This window comes from Streptomyces sp. NPDC025638 (assembly GCF_055558775.1).
Genome location: NZ_JBVHLX010000012.1, coordinates 217,765 through 235,717 on the forward strand (window position 1 = coordinate 217,765; position 17,953 = coordinate 235,717).

Below are 17,953 nucleotides of genomic sequence, written 5' to 3' on the forward strand. Positions count from 1 at the left end.
TCCCGATACGGCCTCGCGGAGCCCTTCAGGGCACCACCGAACCATCCCGATACGGCCTCGCCGCGCGCCCTGCAGCGCACCGCCGAACCGCTTCCGGCTTCGCCCGGCCCTGTCTGACGACCGTCCCGGGTCACCCGTCCCTCACCGGCCGCGCCTCACCGCGATCGCGGTGAGGACGAGCCCGTCCCGTACCGCCCAGTGGCCGGTGAACCAGGCGATGCGGTCCCCGTCCACCACCGGCCCCGGCACCAGCAGGCATGCCGTGTACGTTCCGGCGTCCGGGTCGAAGGTGAGCCGGGCGTCGCGGAAGCCGAGCCAGCGCCGGGCCAGCGGGTACCAGGCCTTGTAGACCGTCTCCTTGGCGCTGAACAGCACGGTCGCCCAGTGCACCGCGGGGTGGCTGCGCTCCAGTTCGCGCAGGTGGGCTCGTTCGTCCGGGCCGGTGATGTACGCGACGAGCTCCTCGGCGAGCGGCTCGTGGGGCTCGGCGTCGATCCCGATGGAGTGGTACTCGCGGCTGTGCGAGAGGGCGGCGGCCCGGTAGCCGTCGCAGTGCGTCATGCTGCCCGTCACCCCGGCCGGCCACTCCGGCTCCCCCTTGGGACCCGAACCGACCGGGGCCGGCGGCACCCCGAGCACGGTCATCGCCGTACGGGCGCAGCGCCTGGTGGTGACGAATTCGCGCCGGCGGTGCTCCACCGAGTCCGTCAGATACGGCTCCTCCTCCGGGAACACCGGGAAGTCGAGCAGGTCGACCGTGGTGTCGGCACCGGCGACGGCAGGCGGAAGTATCTGCTGAATCATTTCTTCTCCTGGGCGGAAGGCGCCGTGAAAAGGCGCACCAGGGCCCGCCGGATGCGGCGGGCCACTGCCATCCCAGGACAAGGTCATGACAGCACATCGCTGCCCCGATGGTGCCGCGACCGATGCCTCTTCCGCTACATGGCCGTCCGGGCATACCCGGGAGCGCTGCCCGAACGGCTACGCCGGGTCGGCCACTCCGAACGAGGTCCCGGAAAAGGCAGATTGAAACCCGGAACGACACCTCCCTAGAGTTTTCCCATCGAAATAAACCAAGGAAATTCGCGACCAGAACAACGCGACCAGAACAGCGCGACCCAAAAACGCCGTAGAACAATGCGACCGAATAACGGGAGATCCCGATGCCCCATTCTTTCCTGGACCGGCTGAAAACTTTCGGTGATGCCGAGGCCGTCGTCTTCGAGGGCCGCTCCCACGGCTACGACGAGCTGCTGCGCCTCGTCGACGACTGGCGCGGCTTCCTCGACCGCCACCAGGTGGCCGCGGGCGAGGTCGTCACGCTGGAGGGCGCCTACTCCCCGCAGGCCAGCGCCGGCCTGCTCGCGCTGATCGAGCGCGGTGCGGTCGTCGTACCGCTCAGTGCGATCCCGGCCGCCAAGCGCGCGGAGTTCCTGGACGTCGCACAGGTGGAGGTGGTGATCGAGGTCGACGCGAAAGGCGGCGAGCACCGGGCCGACCGCACCGGGCGCAGCGCGGCGCACGAGCTGTACGAGGAACTGCGCGCCACCGGGCATCCGGGCCTGGTCCTGTTCAGCTCCGGTACGACAGGCCGCAGCAAGGCCTCGGTGCTGGACTTCGAGAAGGTACTCGGCCGCTACGGCGAGCCGACCCGGCCCGGCCGCATCCTGTCCTTCCTCAGCCTGGACCACATCGGCGGCGTCAACACCCTGCTGCACACGCTGAGCCAGGGCGGCACCGTGATCACGGTGGCGGAGCGCACGCCGGACTCCGTTTTCGGGGCGGTCGCCGAGCACCGGGTGGAGATCCTGCCCACCACGCCGACCTTCCTGAACATGGTGCTGATCTCCGGCGCCCACGAGCGGCACGCCACCGACTCCCTCGGACTCGTCACCTACGGCACCGAGCCGATGCCCCTGCAGACCCTGCGCCGTCTGGCCCAGGCGCTGCCGGGAGTCCGGCTGAAGCAGACGTACGGCCTGTCGGAGCTGGGCATCCTGCCCACCCGCTCCCGGGGTGACGACACGCTGTGGGTGAAGCTCGGCAACTCCGGGTTCGACCACAAGATCATCGACAACGTCCTGTGGATCCGCTCGGAGATGGCGATGCTGGGCTACCTCAACGCCCCGGCCCCCTTCGACGAGGAGGGCTACTTCAACACGCAGGACGTCGTCGAGGTCGACGGCGAATGGGTGCGGATCCTGGGCCGCAACTCCGAGATCATCAACGTGGGCGGCGAGAAGGTCTACCCGAGCGAGGTCGAGAGCGTCCTGCTCCAGCTGGACAACATCGCCGAGGCCACGGTCAGCGGCCGGCCCAGCCCGGTGACCGGCATGGTGGTCAAGGCCACCGTGCAGCTGGTCGAGGCGGAGGACCGGCGTGACGTCATGCGCCGGGTGCGCGAGTTCTGCGCGCAGCGCCTGGAGGCGTACAAGGTGCCGGCCCTGGTCGAGATCGCCGCCGCGCCCATGCACTCCGACCGGTACAAGAAGATCCGGAGCGCGGCATGAGCGCCCACGAGCCGGCGACCGGGACCGGAGCCGTGACCGCCACCGGGAACGACGACCGCGTCGCCGTGATCAGCGGCGGCAGCAAGGGACTCGGCCGGCTCCTGGTCGAGCGGCTGCTCGTGGACGGCTGGCGGGTGGCGACGTTCAGCAGGTCGGCCAACGAGTTCGTCAAGGACCTTCAGGTCACCGCGGAGGACCGCTTCCTGTGGGAGGCCGCCGACCTCACCGAGCCCGACTCGCTGCGGGAGTTCGTACGGACGGTGCGGCGCCGCTTCGGCCGTGTGGACCTGCTGATCAACAACGCGGCGGTGCTGCACCAGGAGCTGTTCCTGACCACGTCCGCGAAACAGACCTCGACGCTGATCGCCGCCAACCTTCTCGCCCCGATCACGCTCGCGCACGCCTGCGCCCGCTCGATGACGAAGCAGGGCGGCGGCCAGATCCTCAACGTCTCGTCCATCAACGCCATCCGCGGCTATCGCGGTGTCGCCGTCTACTCCGCCACCAAGGCAGGGCTCGACGGATTCAGCCGGAGCCTCGCCCGGGAGCTCGGCGCCTTCAACATCCGGGTCAACTCGATCGTCCCCGGCTTCTTCGACAGCGACATGACGTCCGACGTCACGGAGCGGAACCGGGAACGCATCCAGCGGCGCACGCCGCTCGCCCGACTCGGCGACATCCATGAGATCGCCGACGCCGTCCTCTACCTCATCTCACCCGACGCCTCGTTCATCACGGGGCAGACCATCGTCGTCGACGGAGGAATCACATGCTGACCACGACCGACATCACCGCGACCGTCCACGAGCAGATCAACGCCCTGCTGAAGGAGGCCGGCAAGCCCGTGCTCCTGCTCACCGGGGACGAGCCGCTGGCCCGGATCGGGCTCAACTCGCTGCTGCTGGCCCGGCTGATCATCCAGCTGGAGATGGAGTTCGGCGCCGACCCGTTCGAGGAGGACTACGTGATCTCCGACGTGCGGACGGTGGGCGCGCTGACCGACGCCTACATCGAGACGCTGGCGAACCTGGCCGCGGCCACCGCCTGAGCCCGGACCGCCCACCACCACGACCGGAGGGACCGACCCATGTCACGCTCCACGGCACAGTCCATGTCGCCCGATGCCGTCATCGCCGTCGGCGACCGCTTCGAGGACTTCCTCGTCAACCGCGGCACCGTCCCCGTCTCCGACCTGCTGGCCCGGCTGCGCTCCGGCGACGTGCCGGAAGGCCTGGCGGTCGCCATCGGACAGGGCCTGAGCGACGAGCAGTTGGCGGAGATACGCACCCTGGCCGACCGGCACGCGCCGGCGGTCACGGTGGCCAAGTCCGGGGTGCCCGAGCGGGCCCGGCAGCAGCTCACCCACAAGCACGACGCCAAGAACGTACTGATCGGGCCGGTCGGCCAGATCGGCGAGAACCGCTTCGCCGCCGACCTCGTGCTGGACCAGCGCGTCGAGGTCCTGGAGGACCACCTCACCGGCCAGCACATACCGGCCATCACGCTCCTGGAGGCCGCCCGGCAGTTCTGGACCGTGGTCACCGAGCAGTTCTACGTCACCGGCCCCGACCGCACCCGGTTCGTCATCGGCTCGGTCGGCTCCACGTTCCACAGCTTCGTCTTCCCGCTCGCCGCGACGCTGCAGTACGAGCTGCTGGAGCTGACCCCCACCCCGGTGGGGCCGGTCTTCAAGTGCCGGATCTCGATCCACCACGGCGACACGCTCGCCAGCGTGATCGACGCCGAATACCGGGTGATCCCCGAGCCCTTCAGCGTCAAGCAGGAGAAGATCGCGGCCCGTCAGGCCGTGGTCGCGGAGCTGACCCGGCTGCGCGACCAGGCCGCACCGGCGATGAGCGGCGGCCAGGCTGCCTGACACCGCCCCTGTCCCTGTCCCTACGACCCCTTCCCCCCACGACCCGAGGAGAGACAGATGCTGTGGGCGATCCACTGCCTCGACGCACCGGGCACCGCCGAACTGCGGGCGGCCCAGCGGCCCGCGCACTCGGCCCGGCTGCGGGCCACGCCGGTGCGGCCGGTGCTCTACGGGCCCCTGGTCGACGCCGACGGCACCACCGCGGTCGGCAGCCTGATCGTGGTCGAGGCCGCGAACCGGGAGCAGGTGGAGGAGTACGCCCTCGCCGACCCGTTCGCCGTCTCGGGCGTCTGGGAACGCATCGACATCCAGGCGTTCGCTCCCTCGCAGCGCTCCCCCGTGCGGCTCACGGAGGAGGCCGCCCGGGCCACGGAAGGACGGCCGTGACATCCGTGAGCGGCCGTCCCCGGCTCCCGCACGGCGTCGGGCCCCGGGAGTTCGCCGAGGCACTCACCGCGTTCCGCGCGGTGCTCGGCGACTCCCGGGTACTGACCCACGAGGACATCGCCCTCGTGGGCTACGACGACCCGCAGCCGGTCCTCGGCCCCGGGCACTTCGTCCCCAGCGCGGCGCTGCTGGCCGCCTCGGTCGACGACGTACGGCGCGTGCTGGACGTCGCCAGGACCTTCGGTGTGCCGCTCGCGCCCGCCCTGCCCGGCCGCAACACCGGGCTCGGCGGCGCGGCCCCCCGGTTGCCCGGCGCCGTCGTCCTCGACCTCAGCCGGATGAACCGGGTGCTGGAGGTCGACGAGACCTTCGGGTACGCCGTCGTCGAGCCGGGCGTCACCTTCGTCGACCTCGCCGCCCATCTCGCCGCACGCGGGCTGCCGTACCGGGTCGACCCGGTGGGCCTGGGCTGGGACAGCGTCGTCGGTCACGCCCTGGCCACCGGCGGCCTCACACCGTACGAGGACGAGCCCGCGCTGTGGTGCGGGATGGAGGTGGTACTGCCGGACGGCGACCTGGTGCGCACCGGGATGGGCGGCCTGCGCGCCTCACGCTGCGCCCATCTGTGGCCCTACGGTTTCGGCCCCTCCTTCGACATGATGTTCGCGCCGCCGAACCTGGGGATCGTCACCAAACTCGGCATCCGGCTCCGCCTCGCGCCGCCGTACCGCCGTACCTTCACCGTCTCCGTGCCGCGGGCGGAGGACCTCGGCCCGCTGGTCGACGCCCTGCGGACGCTGCGCGCCGACGGCACGCTCCCCGAGTCGCCCACCGTGCGCGGCCTGCTGCTGGACGCGGCCGCCGCGGGCCGGTGCCGCGACACCCTCCCCGGCGCTCCGGGCCCTGTGCCCGACAGCGCCCTCGCCTCCGTCATGGCCGATCTGCGGCTCGGCCACTGGAACGCGTACGGCGCCGTGGCCGGCAGCCGTTCCGTCGTGCACGCCCAATGGGCCGCCGTGCGCACGGCGCTGGCGCCGATCCCCGGGGTGCGCTGCAGGCTCGGCGAGCCGGACGACGGGCGTGACACGCCCGGCCTGTGGGGCGACGCGGCCGACGGCTGGCTGAAGCACGGCGGGCATCTTCCCGTCACGCCCGTACTGCCGGGTACCGGCGCGGACGCCCTGGCACAGTACGCGCGGGTGCGCGGGCTCGTCCGGACGGCCGGAAAGGACTATCTGGGCTCGTTCGTGGTGGGCCGACGGGTGCTGCACCACCATGTGCCCGTCGTGTTCGACATCCGCGACCCGGACGACCGGGCCCGCACCCTGACCTTGTGCGAACGCCTGGTGGCGGACGCGGCGGCGGCCGGGCTCGGCGTACGGCACGCGCACCCGGCCCTGATGGACAAGGTCGCGGAGACCTACGCCTTCCACGGGCACGCGCTGCGACGGCTCGGCGAGCGGGTCAAGGACGCGCTCGACCCGGCAGGCGTGCTGGCCCCCGGCGCCCACGGCATCTGGCCCCGCCGCTACCGCGGCCTGAGCCTGTGACCCGGTAGCACCCGAGACCCGTACCGAAAGGAGACCGACCATGTCCATACAGACCCTGAGCAACAGCCAACTGGCCGAGCTCGAGGAGGAGTTCGCGGCCCCGTCCGCCTCGCCGTCGCTGCGGGCCCGTACCGCCGAACTGGACGGACTGCGCGCGGGCGTGGTCGCGGGCGACACCGCCGCCACCGAGCGGCAGCACGCCAAGGGCAAGCTGACGGCCCGGGAACGCATCGAACTCCTGCTGGATCCGGACACGTTCAGCGAACTGGAGCCGCTGCGCCGGCATCGGGCGACCGGCTTCGGCATGGAGGAGAAGCGTCCGCACACGGACGGCGTGATCGGCGGCTGGGGCACGGTCCACGGCCGTACGGTCTTCGTGTACGCGCACGACTTCCGGATATTCGGCGGCGCGCTGGGCGAGGCGCACGCGCAGAAGATCCACAAGATCATGGACATGGCCATCGCGGCGGGCGCTCCCCTGGTGTCGCTCAACGACGGCGCGGGCGCCCGTATCCAGGAGGGCGTCACCGCGCTCGCGGGCTACGGCGGCATCTTCCAGCGCAACACGAAGGCGTCGGGTGTCATCCCGCAGATCAGTGTGATGCTCGGCCCGTGCGCGGGGGGCGCCGCCTACTCGCCCGCCCTGACCGACTTCGTCTTCATGGTCCGCGAGACGTCCCAGATGTTCATCACCGGCCCCGACGTCATCCAGGCCGTCACCGGCGAGCAGGTCACCCAGAACGGGCTCGGCGGCGCGGACGTGCACGCCGAGACGTCGGGTGTCGCGCACTTCGCGTACGACGACGAGCGGACCTGCCTCGAAGAGGTCCGCTATCTGCTCTGTCTGCTCCCCCAGAACAGCACCGAGACACCGCCCGAGGTGCCCTGCGACGACCCGGCCGACCGGCCCTGCGCCGAGCTGCTGGACATCGTGCCCGCGGACCCGGCCCAGCCGTACGACATGCACCGGGTGGTCGAGGAGGTGGTGGACGAGGGCGAGTTCCTCGAGGTCCAGGAGCGCTGGGCGGCCAACGTCATCTGCGCGCTCGGCCGCATCGAGGGCCGCCCGGTCGGCATCGTGGCCAACCAGCCGCTGGTGCTGGCCGGGGTGCTCGACATCCATGCCAGCGAAAAGGCCGCCCGGTTCGTACAGTTGTGCGACGCCTTCAACATCCCGGTGGTGTCACTGGTCGACGTGCCCGGTTTCCTGCCCGGCGTGGACCAGGAGCACGGTGGCATCATCCGGCACGGCGCCAAGCTCCTTTACGCGTACTGCAACGCGACCGTCCCCCGGATCCAGGTGATCGTGCGCAAGGCGTACGGCGGGGCCTACATCGTCATGGACTCGCGCTCCATCGGCGCGGACCTGTCGTACGCGTGGCCCGCCAACGAGATCGCCGTGATGGGCGCGGAGGGCGCCGCGAACGTCATCTTCCGCCGTGAGATCGCCGCGGCCGACGATCCGGAGGCGACCCGGGCCCGGCGCGTGGCCGAGTACCGCGAGGCACTGATGCATCCGTACTACGCCGCCGAGCGCGGGCTCGTCGACGACGTCATCGCCCCGCAGTCCACCCGGGCCGTCCTCGCCTCGGGGCTGCGGATGCTGCGCACGAAGAGCGCGCAACTGCCGCACCGCAAGCACGGGAACCAGCCGGCATGAGCGCCGCCGACGGCATCGATGGCATCCGGGTCCTGTCCGGCGAGCCGACGCCCGAGGAGATCGCCGCCGTCCTGGTCGTCCTGCACAGCCTGGTGAACCAGCGCGTGGCGGCCCGGCCCGCCGACGTCGTCCGCCCCGCCGCCTGGGCCCGCGCGGGCCGCACGCAGGGCATCGCGCCGCTCCGGTGGGAAAATGGAGCGTGACGGAACCGGACCAGGGGGGCCGGAGGCAGCGCCATGACGTTCGTACAGCTCATCGAGTGCAGGACCAGCCGGCTGGACGAGATGAACCGGCTGATGGACGACTGGGTCGAGCAGACCAGGGGCAAGCGGACGGCGACGCACGCGGTGGTCGGCAAGGACCGTTCGGACGCGTCGCACGTCGTCGAAGTGGTGGAGTTCCCGACGTACGAGGACGCGATGCGGAACTCGAACCTCCCGGAGACCGGCCGGATCTTCCAAGAGTTGGTCGCGTTGTGCGACGAGATGCCTACGTTCACGGATCTGGACGTCGTACGCGACGAGCAGTTGTACGAGAGCACCGTGCGGCGGTTCCTCGACACGCTCGCCACCGCGGGCGAGCTGCCGCCGCTCAACGACCTGCTCGACGAGGACATCCACAGCCACGATCCGATCAATCCGCAGAACACGATCGGGCTGGACAACGCCCGCAGCGAGTACCGGATGTGGCGGAGCGCCTTCGACTTCACCTTCACGGTCGAGGACGTGCTCGCCCAGGGCGACCGGGCCTGTGCGCGGTGGACCTGGAACGCCACGCACAAGGGCGATTTCCTGGGCATCGCCCCCACCGGCAGGCAGGTCGCCATGACCGGGATGACGCTGTTCCGGTTCGGCGACAACGGCAAGATCGCCGAGACCTGGTGGCAGCACGACCAGCTGGGGCTGATGCAACAGCTGGGCGCCCTCGACCAGTTGGAGCAGTAGACAGCGCAAGGCCCGGCACTCCGCGGGGAGTGCCGGGCCTTGGCTCAGGAGCGTGTCGCTCAGTGGGAGTGGCCGTGACCGTGGCCGTGGCCCGCCTCGGCCGGCTCCTCTTCCTTCTTCTCGACGACCAGGGTCTCGGTCGTGAGCAGGAGGGAGGCGATGGAGGCGGCGTTCTCCAGGGCGGAGCGGGTGACCTTCACCGGGTCGATGACGCCGGCCTTGACCAGGTCGCCGTACTCGCCGGTGGCGGCGTTGTAGCCGTTGCCCTTCTCCAGCTCGGCGACCTTGGAGACGATGACGTAGCCCTCGAGGCCCGCGTTCTCCGCGATCCAGCGCAGCGGCTCGACGGCGGCCTTGCGGACCACGGAGACACCGGTGGCCTCGTCGCCCGTCTTGCCGAGGTTGTCGTCCAGGACCTTGACGGCGTGGACCAGCGCGGAGCCACCACCGGAGACGATGCCCTCCTCGACCGCGGCGCGGGTCGCGGAGATGGCGTCCTCCAGACGGTGCTTCTTCTCCTTCAGCTCCACCTCGGTGGCGGCGCCAACCTTGATCACGCACACGCCGCCGGCCAGCTTCGCGAGGCGCTCCTGGAGCTTCTCGCGGTCCCAGTCGGAGTCGGTGTTCTCGATCTCGGCCTTGATCTGCGCGACGCGGCCGTGCACGTCCTCGGTCTTGCCGGCGCCGTCGACGATCGTGGTGTCGTCCTTGGTGACGGTGACGCGGCGGGCGGAGCCGAGCACGTCCAGACCGACCTGGTCGAGCTTGAGGCCGACCTCCTCGGAGATGACGGTGGCACCGGTGAGGATCGCCATGTCCTGCAGCATCGCCTTGCGGCGGTCGCCGAAGCCGGGGGCCTTCACGGCGGTGGCGTTGAAGGTGCCGCGGATCTTGTTGACGACCAGGGTCGACAGGGCCTCGCCCTCGACGTCCTCGGCGATGATCAGCAGCGGCTTGGAGGCACCGGCCTGGATGACCTTCTCCAGCAGCGGCAGCAGGTCGGCGATGGCGCCGATCTTGCCCTGGGTGATCAGGATGTACGGGTCGTCGAGGACGGCCTCCATACGCTCCTGGTCCGTCACGAAGTACGGCGACAGGTAGCCCTTGTCGAAGGCCATGCCCTCGGTGAAGTCCAGCTCCAGACCGAAGGTGTTGGACTCCTCGACGGTGATGACACCGTCCTTGCCGACCTTGTCCATCGCCTCGGCGATGAGCTCGCCGACCTGCTGGTCCTGGGCGGACAGCGCGGCGACGGCGGCGATGTCGGACTTCTCGTCGATCGGGCGGGCCGAAGCGAGGAGGTCCTCGGAGACGGCGGCGACGGCGGCGTCGATGCCCTTCTTCAGGGCGGCCGGGGAGGCGCCGGCGGCGACGTTCTTCAGGCCCTCGCGGACGAGCGCCTGGGCCAGCACGGTGGCGGTGGTGGTGCCGTCACCAGCGATGTCGTTGGTCTTGGTGGCCACCTCCTTCACCAGCTGGGCGCCGAGGTTCTCGAACGGGTCCTCGACCTCGACCTCGCGGGCGATGGTGACGCCGTCGTTGGTGATGGTGGGGGCGCCGAACTTCTTGTCGATGACGACGTTGCGGCCCTTGGGGCCGATCGTCACCTTGACCGTGTCGGCAAGCTTGTTGACGCCGCGCTCAAGGGCGCGACGGGCGTCCTCGTCGAACTTCAGGATCTTCGCCATGACAGCGTGAGCCCTCTCGGAAATCTTGGGTGAACGAAAACTGCGCCCCCGGCGCCCGGCTTCCTATGGGTCGCGGGGGCCAAGGGCGCAGCTCAAAGCAACGAAATGTGCTTTCGGGTGAATTACTTCTCGACGATCGCGAGCACGTCGCGAGCCGAGAGGACGAGGTACTCCTCGCCGTTGTACTTCACCTCGGTGCCGCCGTACTTGCTGTAGAGCACGACGTCGCCGACCTTGACGTCGAGCTCGACGCGCTTGCCGTCCTCGAAGCGGCCCGGGCCCACGGCCAGGACGACGCCCTCCTGGGGCTTCTCCTTGGCGGTGTCCGGAATGACCAGGCCCGAAGCCGTGGTCTGCTCGGCGTCGAGCGGCTGGACCACGATGCGGTCCTCAAGCGGCTTGATGGCAACCTTGGAGCTGGCGGTCGTCACGATCCGACCTCCCCCTTCGGAGATCTCACGGGGTTAACTGTCTGAGGTGGCGACCAGGTGGATCCGTCGTCGCGGGTGCCGGACCTGCCCGTCGCGTTGTTGGCACTCTCCAGGGGGGAGTGCCAGAGCCGAGACTATGACCGCGATTAGCACTCGGTCAAGCGGAGTGCCAATGCCTGCGGCGCGTCGGCCGTGGTTCCGCTGTCGGCGTACGCCTGTACAGCGCACCCGCCCCCCTGGGGGCTGCCGCCCCCAGACCCCCGCATCGGCCTGAACGGCCTCGTCCTCAGACGCCGGACAGGCTGACTATGGCTGGGCGACGCCATCGCCTGCGGGTGAAGTCACGGCCGCCGCGCCAGCGGTGCGTCACAGGTAGTCCTCCAGGCGGCCCACCATCAGGCCGCGGGACTGGGCGCGGCGCAGTAGGCGGGCCGTGCGGTCGCAGAGGGTGGGGGCCGTCGTGTCGTCCGAGGCCACGTTGACGATGTCGCCCGGGCGGAGGTGTTCGGGGCCGTGGGTGTACGTGATGCCCTCGGCGGTCGTCTCGGCACGCCAGAGGACCACCGCCGAGACACCGCAGTCCTCGGCCGCGCGCAGGGTCGTCCTGTCGTAGGCGCCTTGGGGCGGGCGGAAGAGGCGGGGGCGGTGGCCGAAGCGGGACTTGAGCTTGTCCTGCTGGCCGCAGATCTCGGCGCGCTGGCCGGCGTACGACAGCCCGCGCAGCGAGGCGCGGCCGAGGGTGTGGTTCTGGACGCCGGCGCCCGCCGACTGGAGGCGGGCGAGCCGGGCGTACCCCGGTCCGGCGGCGCGGTCGGTGAGGAACACGCTGACCGGGAGCCGCAGTTCACGGACCATGTCGGCGAAGCGGGAGTCCTTCTCGGCACCGTCGCCGTAGGTGAGGAAGACGACCCGGTCGCGGGTGCGGACGCGGTCCACCACCGGAGGCAGGGACCGGCCCGTCGTGTGCCGCCCCACGGGACGCACCGTGGGCGTCGGGGCCGGGGAGAGCGGCGATCCCAGGCCCCAGCGACGGTACGCCTGCTCCCCGTCCGGGCCGTGCGGCCGTACCCGCGCGGCCGCCTTCTTGCCCAGCCGTTCGATGGGGTCGACGGACTGGGCGCAGCCGCTCACGGGAAGCAGCACGGCCGAGGCGAGCACGGCCGCCGTCAGTGCCCGGCACCGCCGCCGCCCCCTCGGCCGCTTCACAGGTAGTCCTCCAGGCGCGCCACCGCGTACCCCTCGCGGGTGACCTTGTTCAGGAACCGGCGCATGTCGTCGACCATCGTGCCGTCCCAGTCGTCACGGCCCCGGAAATGGGTGAGCACGATGTCGCCGGGGTGCAGGCTCTTATCGTCCTCGCGGTACTCCCAGTGGTCGACGAAGACCTCCTCGTCCCAGATCGGCGCGTACTTGATGCCGCAGGACTTCGCGGCGCGCAGGGTGTCGCCGTTGTAGTTGCCGTAGGGCGGACGGAAGACGGTGGGGGTCTTGCCGAACCACTTCTCCATCACGCCCTGCATGCCGCAGATCTCGTTCTTCTGCTCCTCGTAGGACAGACCCGGCAGATAGGGGTGGTGGAGGGTGTGGTTGTTGAGGGTGACGCCCTCGGCCTGCATCTGCCGGAAGTACGCGTAGTCGTCCTTGATCAGGTAGTTGCTGAGGAAGGCGGTGTACGGGACCTTCAGGTCGCTCATCATGCGCAGGAACGCCGGGTCCTTCTCGGCGCCGTCGTCGATGGTGAGGAAGACGACCTTCTGCTTGGTGGGGATCGTGGTGAAGACCGGCGGCAGCTTCTCCTCCTCCTGGCCGTCGACCTCGAAGCCCGCGCGAGCGGTGATCCGCGGTTTGCGGGCCGGGGGCGGCGGAGGCATCAGGGGGACCTGGTCCAGGCCCCAGTGCCGCGCGGCGGCCGCGAGGGCGGCGCGGTCGGCCTTCAGACGGGCGGCGTAGGAGTCCAGGGCGCGTGCGGGGGGTGCCTGAAGCCTCTGCTGGCCCGGGGCGGGACGTACACCGGCGTCCGGGCCCGACCCCGAACAGCCGGAGACGCCGGCGGCGACGGCGAGCGCGGCGACGCCCGCACGGAGACCAGCCCTCTTCAGGGCCCTATTTTTGTCATTTTGTACGACTGCTCGCATGGTGCCGGATCCTCGCAGGCCCCGGCCCCGAACCGGGGCAGGCACCGCCGCCGGAGGCGCACCATCCACCGACTGGCCCACAATGACCCGGTGAACGACCTCCTCCCCTTCCGCTCCCTGCTCACCCCCGAGGGCCGCGCCCTCCTCGACGAGGTCCGCGGCACGGCCCCCGCCGACGAACTCGCCGTCGCCACCCGGCTGCGCCGCGAACACCCGGCGGACCTGGTGTCGGCGGCCCTCGGCCAGGCCCGGCTGCGGCAGCGGGCGGCGGCGAAGTTCGGGGCCGAGGACGCCGAGCGGATGTTCTTCACACCCAACGGGGTCGAGCAGTCCACACGGACGAGCGTGGCGGCGTACCGGGCGGGACGCCTCCGCGAGCTGGGGGTGACCTCCGTCGCCGACCTGTGCTGCGGCATCGGCGGCGACGCCATCGCCCTCGCGCGCGCCGGGATCCGGGTGCTCGCCGTGGACCGGGATCCGCTGACAGCGGAGGTCGCGCGGGCGAACGCCGAGGCGCTGGGGCTGGGCGAGCTGATCGAGGTGCGCGAGGCGGACGTGACGGAGGTGGACACATCCTCCTACGATGCCGTCTTCGTCGACCCGGCACGGCGGGGCGGACGGGGCCGGATCTTCGATCCCGAGGCATACTCCCCGCCGCTCTCGTGGGCGGTGGGCGCGGCCTCGGCGGCCCGGGTCGCCGCGCTGAAGATCGCCCCCGGCATCCCCCACGAGACGGTCCCGGCCGGCGCCGAGGCCGAGTGGATCTCCGACGGCGGGGACGTGAAGGAGGCGGTGCTGTGGTTCGGCGCCGGGATCCGGCCGGGCGCCGTGCGGGCCACGCTGCTGCCGGGGCCGCGGTCACTGCTCGGGCGGGGGCTGCCGGATCCCCGAGTGCGGCCCGTGGGGCGGTACTTGTACGAGCCCGACGGGGCCGTCATCCGGGCGCATCTGGTCGCCGAGGTGGCCGAGTCGGTCGGCGGCGGGCTCGTCGACGAGACCATCGCGTACGTCACGGCGGACGAGCTGCGGCCGACGCCGTACGCGTCCGCCTACGAGATCACCGATCAACTCCACTTCAACGTGAAGAAGTTGAAGGCACTGCTGCGGGAGCGCGAGGTCGGCACGCTGACCGTGAAGAAGCGCGGGTCGGCCGTGGAACCCGAGGAGTTGCGGCGGAAGGTGAAGCCCCAGGGGCCCAACTCGGCGACGGTGTTCCTCACACGCGTCGCGGGTGCCCCGACGATGCTGCTCGGGGCGCCCGCGAACGGCTGAGCGCCTACTGCGTGGCCTTGGTCCGCAGCGGGGACAGGTTCGGCCCGGTGGCCGCCGTGCCCTTGGGGGCCGTGACTCCGGACGGGGCGGTCTGGGCGAACGAACTCGCCGTCGGCGCCACGCCGTTGTAGTACGGCAGATACGTCCACTGACTGCTGCTCGCGCTGATCGCCGTGCCCGCCGAGTTCAGCGCCGTGGCCGACACCGAACCGGTACCGCCGAAGGCGGCCACGGTGTTGATGCCCGCGGCGCCCTTGACCAGGTACGACTTGGTCTCGGAGGAGAGGGTGGCGACATCGGTCCACAGCAGCGGGCCGAAGACGTTCATCGCCGCTGCCGCCGAGGTGCCGCCGCGCCAGCTGTCGGTGGAGGCCAGGGCCGCGCTGCTCGCGCCGCCCCACCAGAAGCGCGCGAGGGCGGTCGCGGTGCCCGCGTTGCTGCTCGCCGTGACCGGGTAGTACGTGTACGTCGACGGCCAGTGGGAGAAGGACGTGTGGGTCAGCGCGTACTTCGCCGAGGTACCGACCGGGATCATGTAGGTGGTGCGCGGGTCGAGGCCGTTGAGGTACGACTTCACGGACGAGGTCAGCGAGTTGCCGTCGTTCAGCACGACGACCGCCTTGCCGCTCGTCCCGTCCGCACCGGCGGCCGACGCGGCGGCGAGCGCCGAGTGGTAGTCGTTGCCGGTGGCGATGAAGACGTAGTCCGGCGCGCTGGTGATCGACTTGGCGACGGCCACCGAGGTCGAGTAGCGGGAGGTGCCCGCCAGGCGCTTCGGGGTGAAGCCGAGCGAGGAGACCTTCGAGGCGACGGAGCTGCTCAGGATGGACGTGCCGCCGACGAGGTAGACGGTCGCGCCCGGCTTGAGGGTCCGCTTGAGCTCGCTCTGGACGGACGCAGACAGGGAGGTGCCCGAGGTCATCAGGACCGGACCGTGCTTCTTGCCCGCGAGCGCGGGGGCCGTGAGCGCGTACGACGGGCTGTCCTTGGAGATCAGCACCGCGGACGAGGCGTTCATCAGACCGGGCTCGCTGTGCCCGACGGTGTTCCAGGTCCAGCGGGACGCGGCGATGTTGCTGCCGTAGACGTCGGCGCCCCAGACCCGGGCGACGGAGTTCTTGCGCAGCGGCTGCCAGGCGGGCGAACGGCCGCCGTACGGGAACGGGCTGCCCGCGCTCACGGAGTCCGCGGTGACCGTGAGGACCTCGAGCGCGTCCAGGCAGCAGTGGTCGACACCGGACTCGGTGTAGTGCCCGGTGTAGTGGACGACCAGTCGGTCGCTCGCGGGCGCCCAGGAGGGGGACGCGTAGTCGCCGATGTCGTTGCTGAGGCGGCGCTCGCCGGTGCCGTCGGCGTTGACGGAGAACAGCTGGGCGTGGCCGTCGACGGTGCGGACGAAGGCGACCTTGGCGCCGTCCGGCGAGAGCGCGGGGGCACCGCCGTTGGTGGTCAGCGTCTTCTGCGTGCCCTTGGCCGCGTCGTAGAGGACGACCGACGGGGTCGTGCCGCCGCACGACGTGCCGCCGCGCTGGAAGGCCACGAGCCGGCCGACCGCGGCGGCGCTCGGCAGGGTGTCGCAGCCGCCCCCGGTGGCGAACAGGGCGCCGGCCGTACCGCCGTCGGAGGGGACGGAGTAGAGCTTCTTGGTCGCGGAGAAGACGATCCCGGAGCCGGCGTTCCAGTACGTCGGGTGCGACGGCGAGCGGCCGTTCTCGACACCGTCGTACACCGTGGTCGGCGTACCGCCCGTGACGCTCACGGTGCGCAGGAATCCGGCCTCCTCGAAGGCCACGCGGCTGCCGTCGGGCGACCACGCGGGAGTCTCCGCGTCGGAGCCGCCGTAGACGTACTTGCCGCCGGCTCCGGTGGAGTCGACCAGGGTGATGCCGTCGTTGATGACGGCGATACCGCCGTCGGTCGCCGGCCAGCCGCTGACGTCGGCCGTCGCGGCCGGGGCCAGCACCGCCGCCGTGCCCGCGGCGAGGGCGGTGACGGCGGCGAGCGCCACGAGTCTGCGGCGCGTGGAAGATCTGTCGGATGGCAAGGAAATACCCCCCACGGGTGATCAGTGTCGCTGCCGGACCACGCGAACATCAGGGGTCGCCGGGGTGAAGGATGGGTGTCACACCCATGTACGGCAGCGGCGCAACTGTAAGCCCTTGCTGATCAGGAAGGGAATGGCGGGTCAGCAGTTACTTGTGTGGCGGTCCTGGCCGCCGGTCGAGCTCCCGTACCCGCGCGGCCAGCAGCTCCCGCTCCCGCGCGTTGCGGGTGAGGTCGGCGGCCCGCGCGAGCTCGGCGCGCGCCTCCGCCGTACGCCCGAGGCGGGCCAGCAGATCGCCGCGGACGCTGGGCAGCAGGTGGTAGTCCCGCAGAGCGGGTTCGGCGGCGAGGGTGTCGAGGATCGCGAGGGCCGGGCCCGGGCCTTCGGTCATGGAGACGGCGACCGCGCGGTTGAGTTCGACGACCGGGGACGGGGCGCGGACGGCGAGCAGGCCGTAGAGGGTCGCGATGGCCGTCCAGTCGGTCTCCTCGTAGGAGTACGCGTGCGTGTGACAGGCGGCGATCGCGGCTTGGAGGGCGTACGGGCCGGGGGCGCCGACAGCGGCGGCGTCCGCGCGGCCGAGGGCCTTGATGCCGCGGGCGATGAGCATGCGGTTCCAGCGGCGGCGGTTCTGGTCCTTGAGGAGGACCGGTGCGCCGTCGGGGCCGGTGCGGGCGGCGGCGCGGGACGCCTGGAACTCCAGGAGGGAGGTCAGGGCGTGGACCTCCGGTTCCTTCGGCATGAGGGAGGACAGGACGCGGGCCAGACGCAGGGCGTCCTCGCACAGGGCCGGGCGCAGCCAGTCGTCTCCGGCGGTGGCCGCGTACCCCTCGTTGAAGATCAGATAGATGACGTCGAGCACGGAGCCGAGACGGGCCTCGCGGTCGGGCCCGTACGGCACCTCGAAGGCGACGTTCTTCGTCGCCAGCGTGCGCTTGGCACGGACGATCCGCTGCGCGACGGTCGGCTCGGGCACGAGGAAGGCTCGGGCGATCTCGGGTGTCGTCAGACCGCCCAGCAGACGCAGGGTGAGGGCGATACGGGCCTCGGCGGACAGCACCGGGTGGCAGGTGGTGAAGACCAGCCGGAGCAGGTCGTCGTCGATGTCCTCCGGGTCGGCGGGCTCGTGCGGCGGGGCGGTGGTCTCCAGGTCGCGGCCGATCTCGGCCAGCTTGCGGGCGTAGCGCTCCCGGCGGCGGACCAGGTCCACGGCGCGATGCCGGGCGGTGGCCATGAGCCAGGCGCCGGGGTTGTCGGGCACGCCGTCCCCGGGCCACTGCTCCAGGGCGGCGACCAGGGCGTCCTGCGCGAGCTCCTCCGCGATGCCGACGTCCCGGACGATGCGGGTGACGCCGGCGATGACGCGTGGGAACTCCAGCCGGAAGACGGTCTCGATCGCCCGGGAGGCGGGGGGCTGCTCGGGAGGCTGCTCGGTGGGCTGCTGTTGCACAGCCCA

Annotated in this window: 17 protein-coding genes; 10 read left to right on the forward strand and 7 right to left on the reverse strand. The window is 71.2% G+C overall.

What is annotated here, in order from left to right; genetic code table 11:
- Positions 1-141: 141 nt before the first annotated feature.
- Positions 142-804, reverse strand: a complete 663-nt coding sequence (locus ACZ4EG_RS29395) for a 4'-phosphopantetheinyl transferase family protein (RefSeq protein ID WP_467792724.1) — start codon at positions 802-804, stop codon at positions 142-144.
- Positions 805-1,163: 359 nt separating this feature from the next.
- Here ACZ4EG_RS29395 and ACZ4EG_RS29400 point away from each other — a divergent pair, with 359 nt between their 5' ends.
- The 9 genes from ACZ4EG_RS29400 to ACZ4EG_RS29440 are packed head-to-tail and all read left to right on the forward strand — an operon-like array spanning position 1,164 to position 8,927.
- A complete protein-coding gene (locus ACZ4EG_RS29400) occupies positions 1,164-2,510 on the forward strand; it encodes a class I adenylate-forming enzyme family protein (protein WP_467792725.1) in 1,347 nt (448 codons plus the stop codon).
- Positions 2,507-3,286 carry an SDR family NAD(P)-dependent oxidoreductase gene (locus ACZ4EG_RS29405; protein ID WP_467792726.1) on the forward strand — a complete coding sequence of 260 codons (780 nt, stop codon included), beginning with the start codon at positions 2,507-2,509 and terminating at the stop codon, positions 3,284-3,286. The genes ACZ4EG_RS29400 and ACZ4EG_RS29405 overlap by 4 nt, the downstream gene beginning before the upstream one ends.
- Positions 3,280-3,558 (forward strand): acyl carrier protein, encoded by a 279-nt coding sequence (locus ACZ4EG_RS29410; RefSeq protein ID WP_467792727.1) that lies wholly within the window; start codon positions 3,280-3,282, stop codon positions 3,556-3,558. Before ACZ4EG_RS29405 ends, ACZ4EG_RS29410 begins: the two co-directional genes overlap by 7 nt.
- Positions 3,559-3,597: 39 nt before the next feature.
- Positions 3,598-4,386 carry an AfsA-related hotdog domain-containing protein gene (locus ACZ4EG_RS29415; protein ID WP_453551278.1) on the forward strand — a complete coding sequence of 263 codons (789 nt, stop codon included), beginning with the start codon at positions 3,598-3,600 and terminating at the stop codon, positions 4,384-4,386.
- A gap of 57 nt (positions 4,387-4,443) precedes the next feature.
- The gene (locus ACZ4EG_RS29420; protein ID WP_467792728.1) at positions 4,444-4,773 is read left to right on the forward strand and encodes a YciI family protein; all 330 of its coding nucleotides are present in this window, start codon (positions 4,444-4,446) and stop codon (positions 4,771-4,773) included.
- Positions 4,774-4,778: 5 nt separating this feature from the next.
- Complete coding sequence (locus ACZ4EG_RS29425; protein ID WP_467792729.1) at positions 4,779-6,323, forward strand: FAD-binding oxidoreductase; 1,545 nt, start codon at positions 4,779-4,781, stop codon at positions 6,321-6,323.
- Positions 6,324-6,363: 40 nt separating this feature from the next.
- Positions 6,364-7,983, forward strand: a complete 1,620-nt coding sequence (locus ACZ4EG_RS29430; RefSeq protein WP_467792730.1) for an acyl-CoA carboxylase subunit beta — start codon at positions 6,364-6,366, stop codon at positions 7,981-7,983.
- A complete protein-coding gene (locus tag ACZ4EG_RS29435) occupies positions 7,980-8,186 on the forward strand; it encodes an acyl-CoA carboxylase subunit epsilon (protein WP_453551288.1) in 207 nt (68 codons plus the stop codon). Before ACZ4EG_RS29430 ends, ACZ4EG_RS29435 begins: the two co-directional genes overlap by 4 nt.
- Before the next feature lie 33 nt (positions 8,187-8,219).
- Entirely contained in the window at positions 8,220-8,927 is a 708-nt protein-coding gene (locus ACZ4EG_RS29440; protein WP_467792731.1) for an ester cyclase, read from the forward strand.
- Between the two features lie 59 nt (positions 8,928-8,986).
- Here ACZ4EG_RS29440 and groL read toward each other — a convergent pair whose 3' ends face one another.
- From groL to ACZ4EG_RS29460, 4 genes are all read right to left on the reverse strand, one after another.
- The gene (groL, locus tag ACZ4EG_RS29445) at positions 8,987-10,615 is read right to left on the reverse strand and encodes a chaperonin GroEL (RefSeq protein ID WP_467792732.1); all 1,629 of its coding nucleotides are present in this window, start codon (positions 10,613-10,615) and stop codon (positions 8,987-8,989) included.
- A 122-nt stretch (positions 10,616-10,737) separates the two neighbouring features.
- On the reverse strand, positions 10,738-11,046 hold the full coding sequence (groES, locus tag ACZ4EG_RS29450; protein ID WP_316747423.1) for a co-chaperone GroES: 309 nt from the start codon (positions 11,044-11,046) through the stop codon (positions 10,738-10,740).
- Positions 11,047-11,412: 366 nt separating this feature from the next.
- Positions 11,413-12,252: a polysaccharide deacetylase family protein gene (locus ACZ4EG_RS29455; protein WP_467792733.1), complete on the reverse strand. Its 840-nt coding sequence runs from the start codon at positions 12,250-12,252 to the stop codon at positions 11,413-11,415.
- A complete protein-coding gene (locus ACZ4EG_RS29460) occupies positions 12,249-13,181 on the reverse strand; it encodes a polysaccharide deacetylase family protein (RefSeq protein ID WP_453551298.1) in 933 nt (310 codons plus the stop codon). Before ACZ4EG_RS29460 ends, ACZ4EG_RS29455 begins: the two co-directional genes overlap by 4 nt.
- Before the next feature lie 90 nt (positions 13,182-13,271).
- Here ACZ4EG_RS29460 and ACZ4EG_RS29465 point away from each other — a divergent pair, with 90 nt between their 5' ends.
- Positions 13,272-14,453 (forward strand): class I SAM-dependent methyltransferase, encoded by a 1,182-nt coding sequence (locus ACZ4EG_RS29465; RefSeq protein WP_467792734.1) that lies wholly within the window; start codon positions 13,272-13,274, stop codon positions 14,451-14,453.
- Between the two features lie 4 nt (positions 14,454-14,457).
- On the opposite strand, the gene ACZ4EG_RS29470 is transcribed toward ACZ4EG_RS29465, so the two are convergent.
- Both ACZ4EG_RS29470 and ACZ4EG_RS29475 read right to left on the reverse strand, forming a co-directional pair.
- Positions 14,458-16,497, reverse strand: coding sequence for a cell wall-binding repeat-containing protein (locus ACZ4EG_RS29470; protein WP_467792735.1), 2,040 nt, complete (start codon positions 16,495-16,497; stop codon positions 14,458-14,460).
- A gap of 148 nt (positions 16,498-16,645) precedes the next feature.
- The gene (locus tag ACZ4EG_RS29475; protein WP_467792736.1) at positions 16,646-17,947 is read right to left on the reverse strand and encodes an RNA polymerase sigma factor; all 1,302 of its coding nucleotides are present in this window, start codon (positions 17,945-17,947) and stop codon (positions 16,646-16,648) included.
- Between the last annotated feature and the right edge of the window lie 6 nt (positions 17,948-17,953).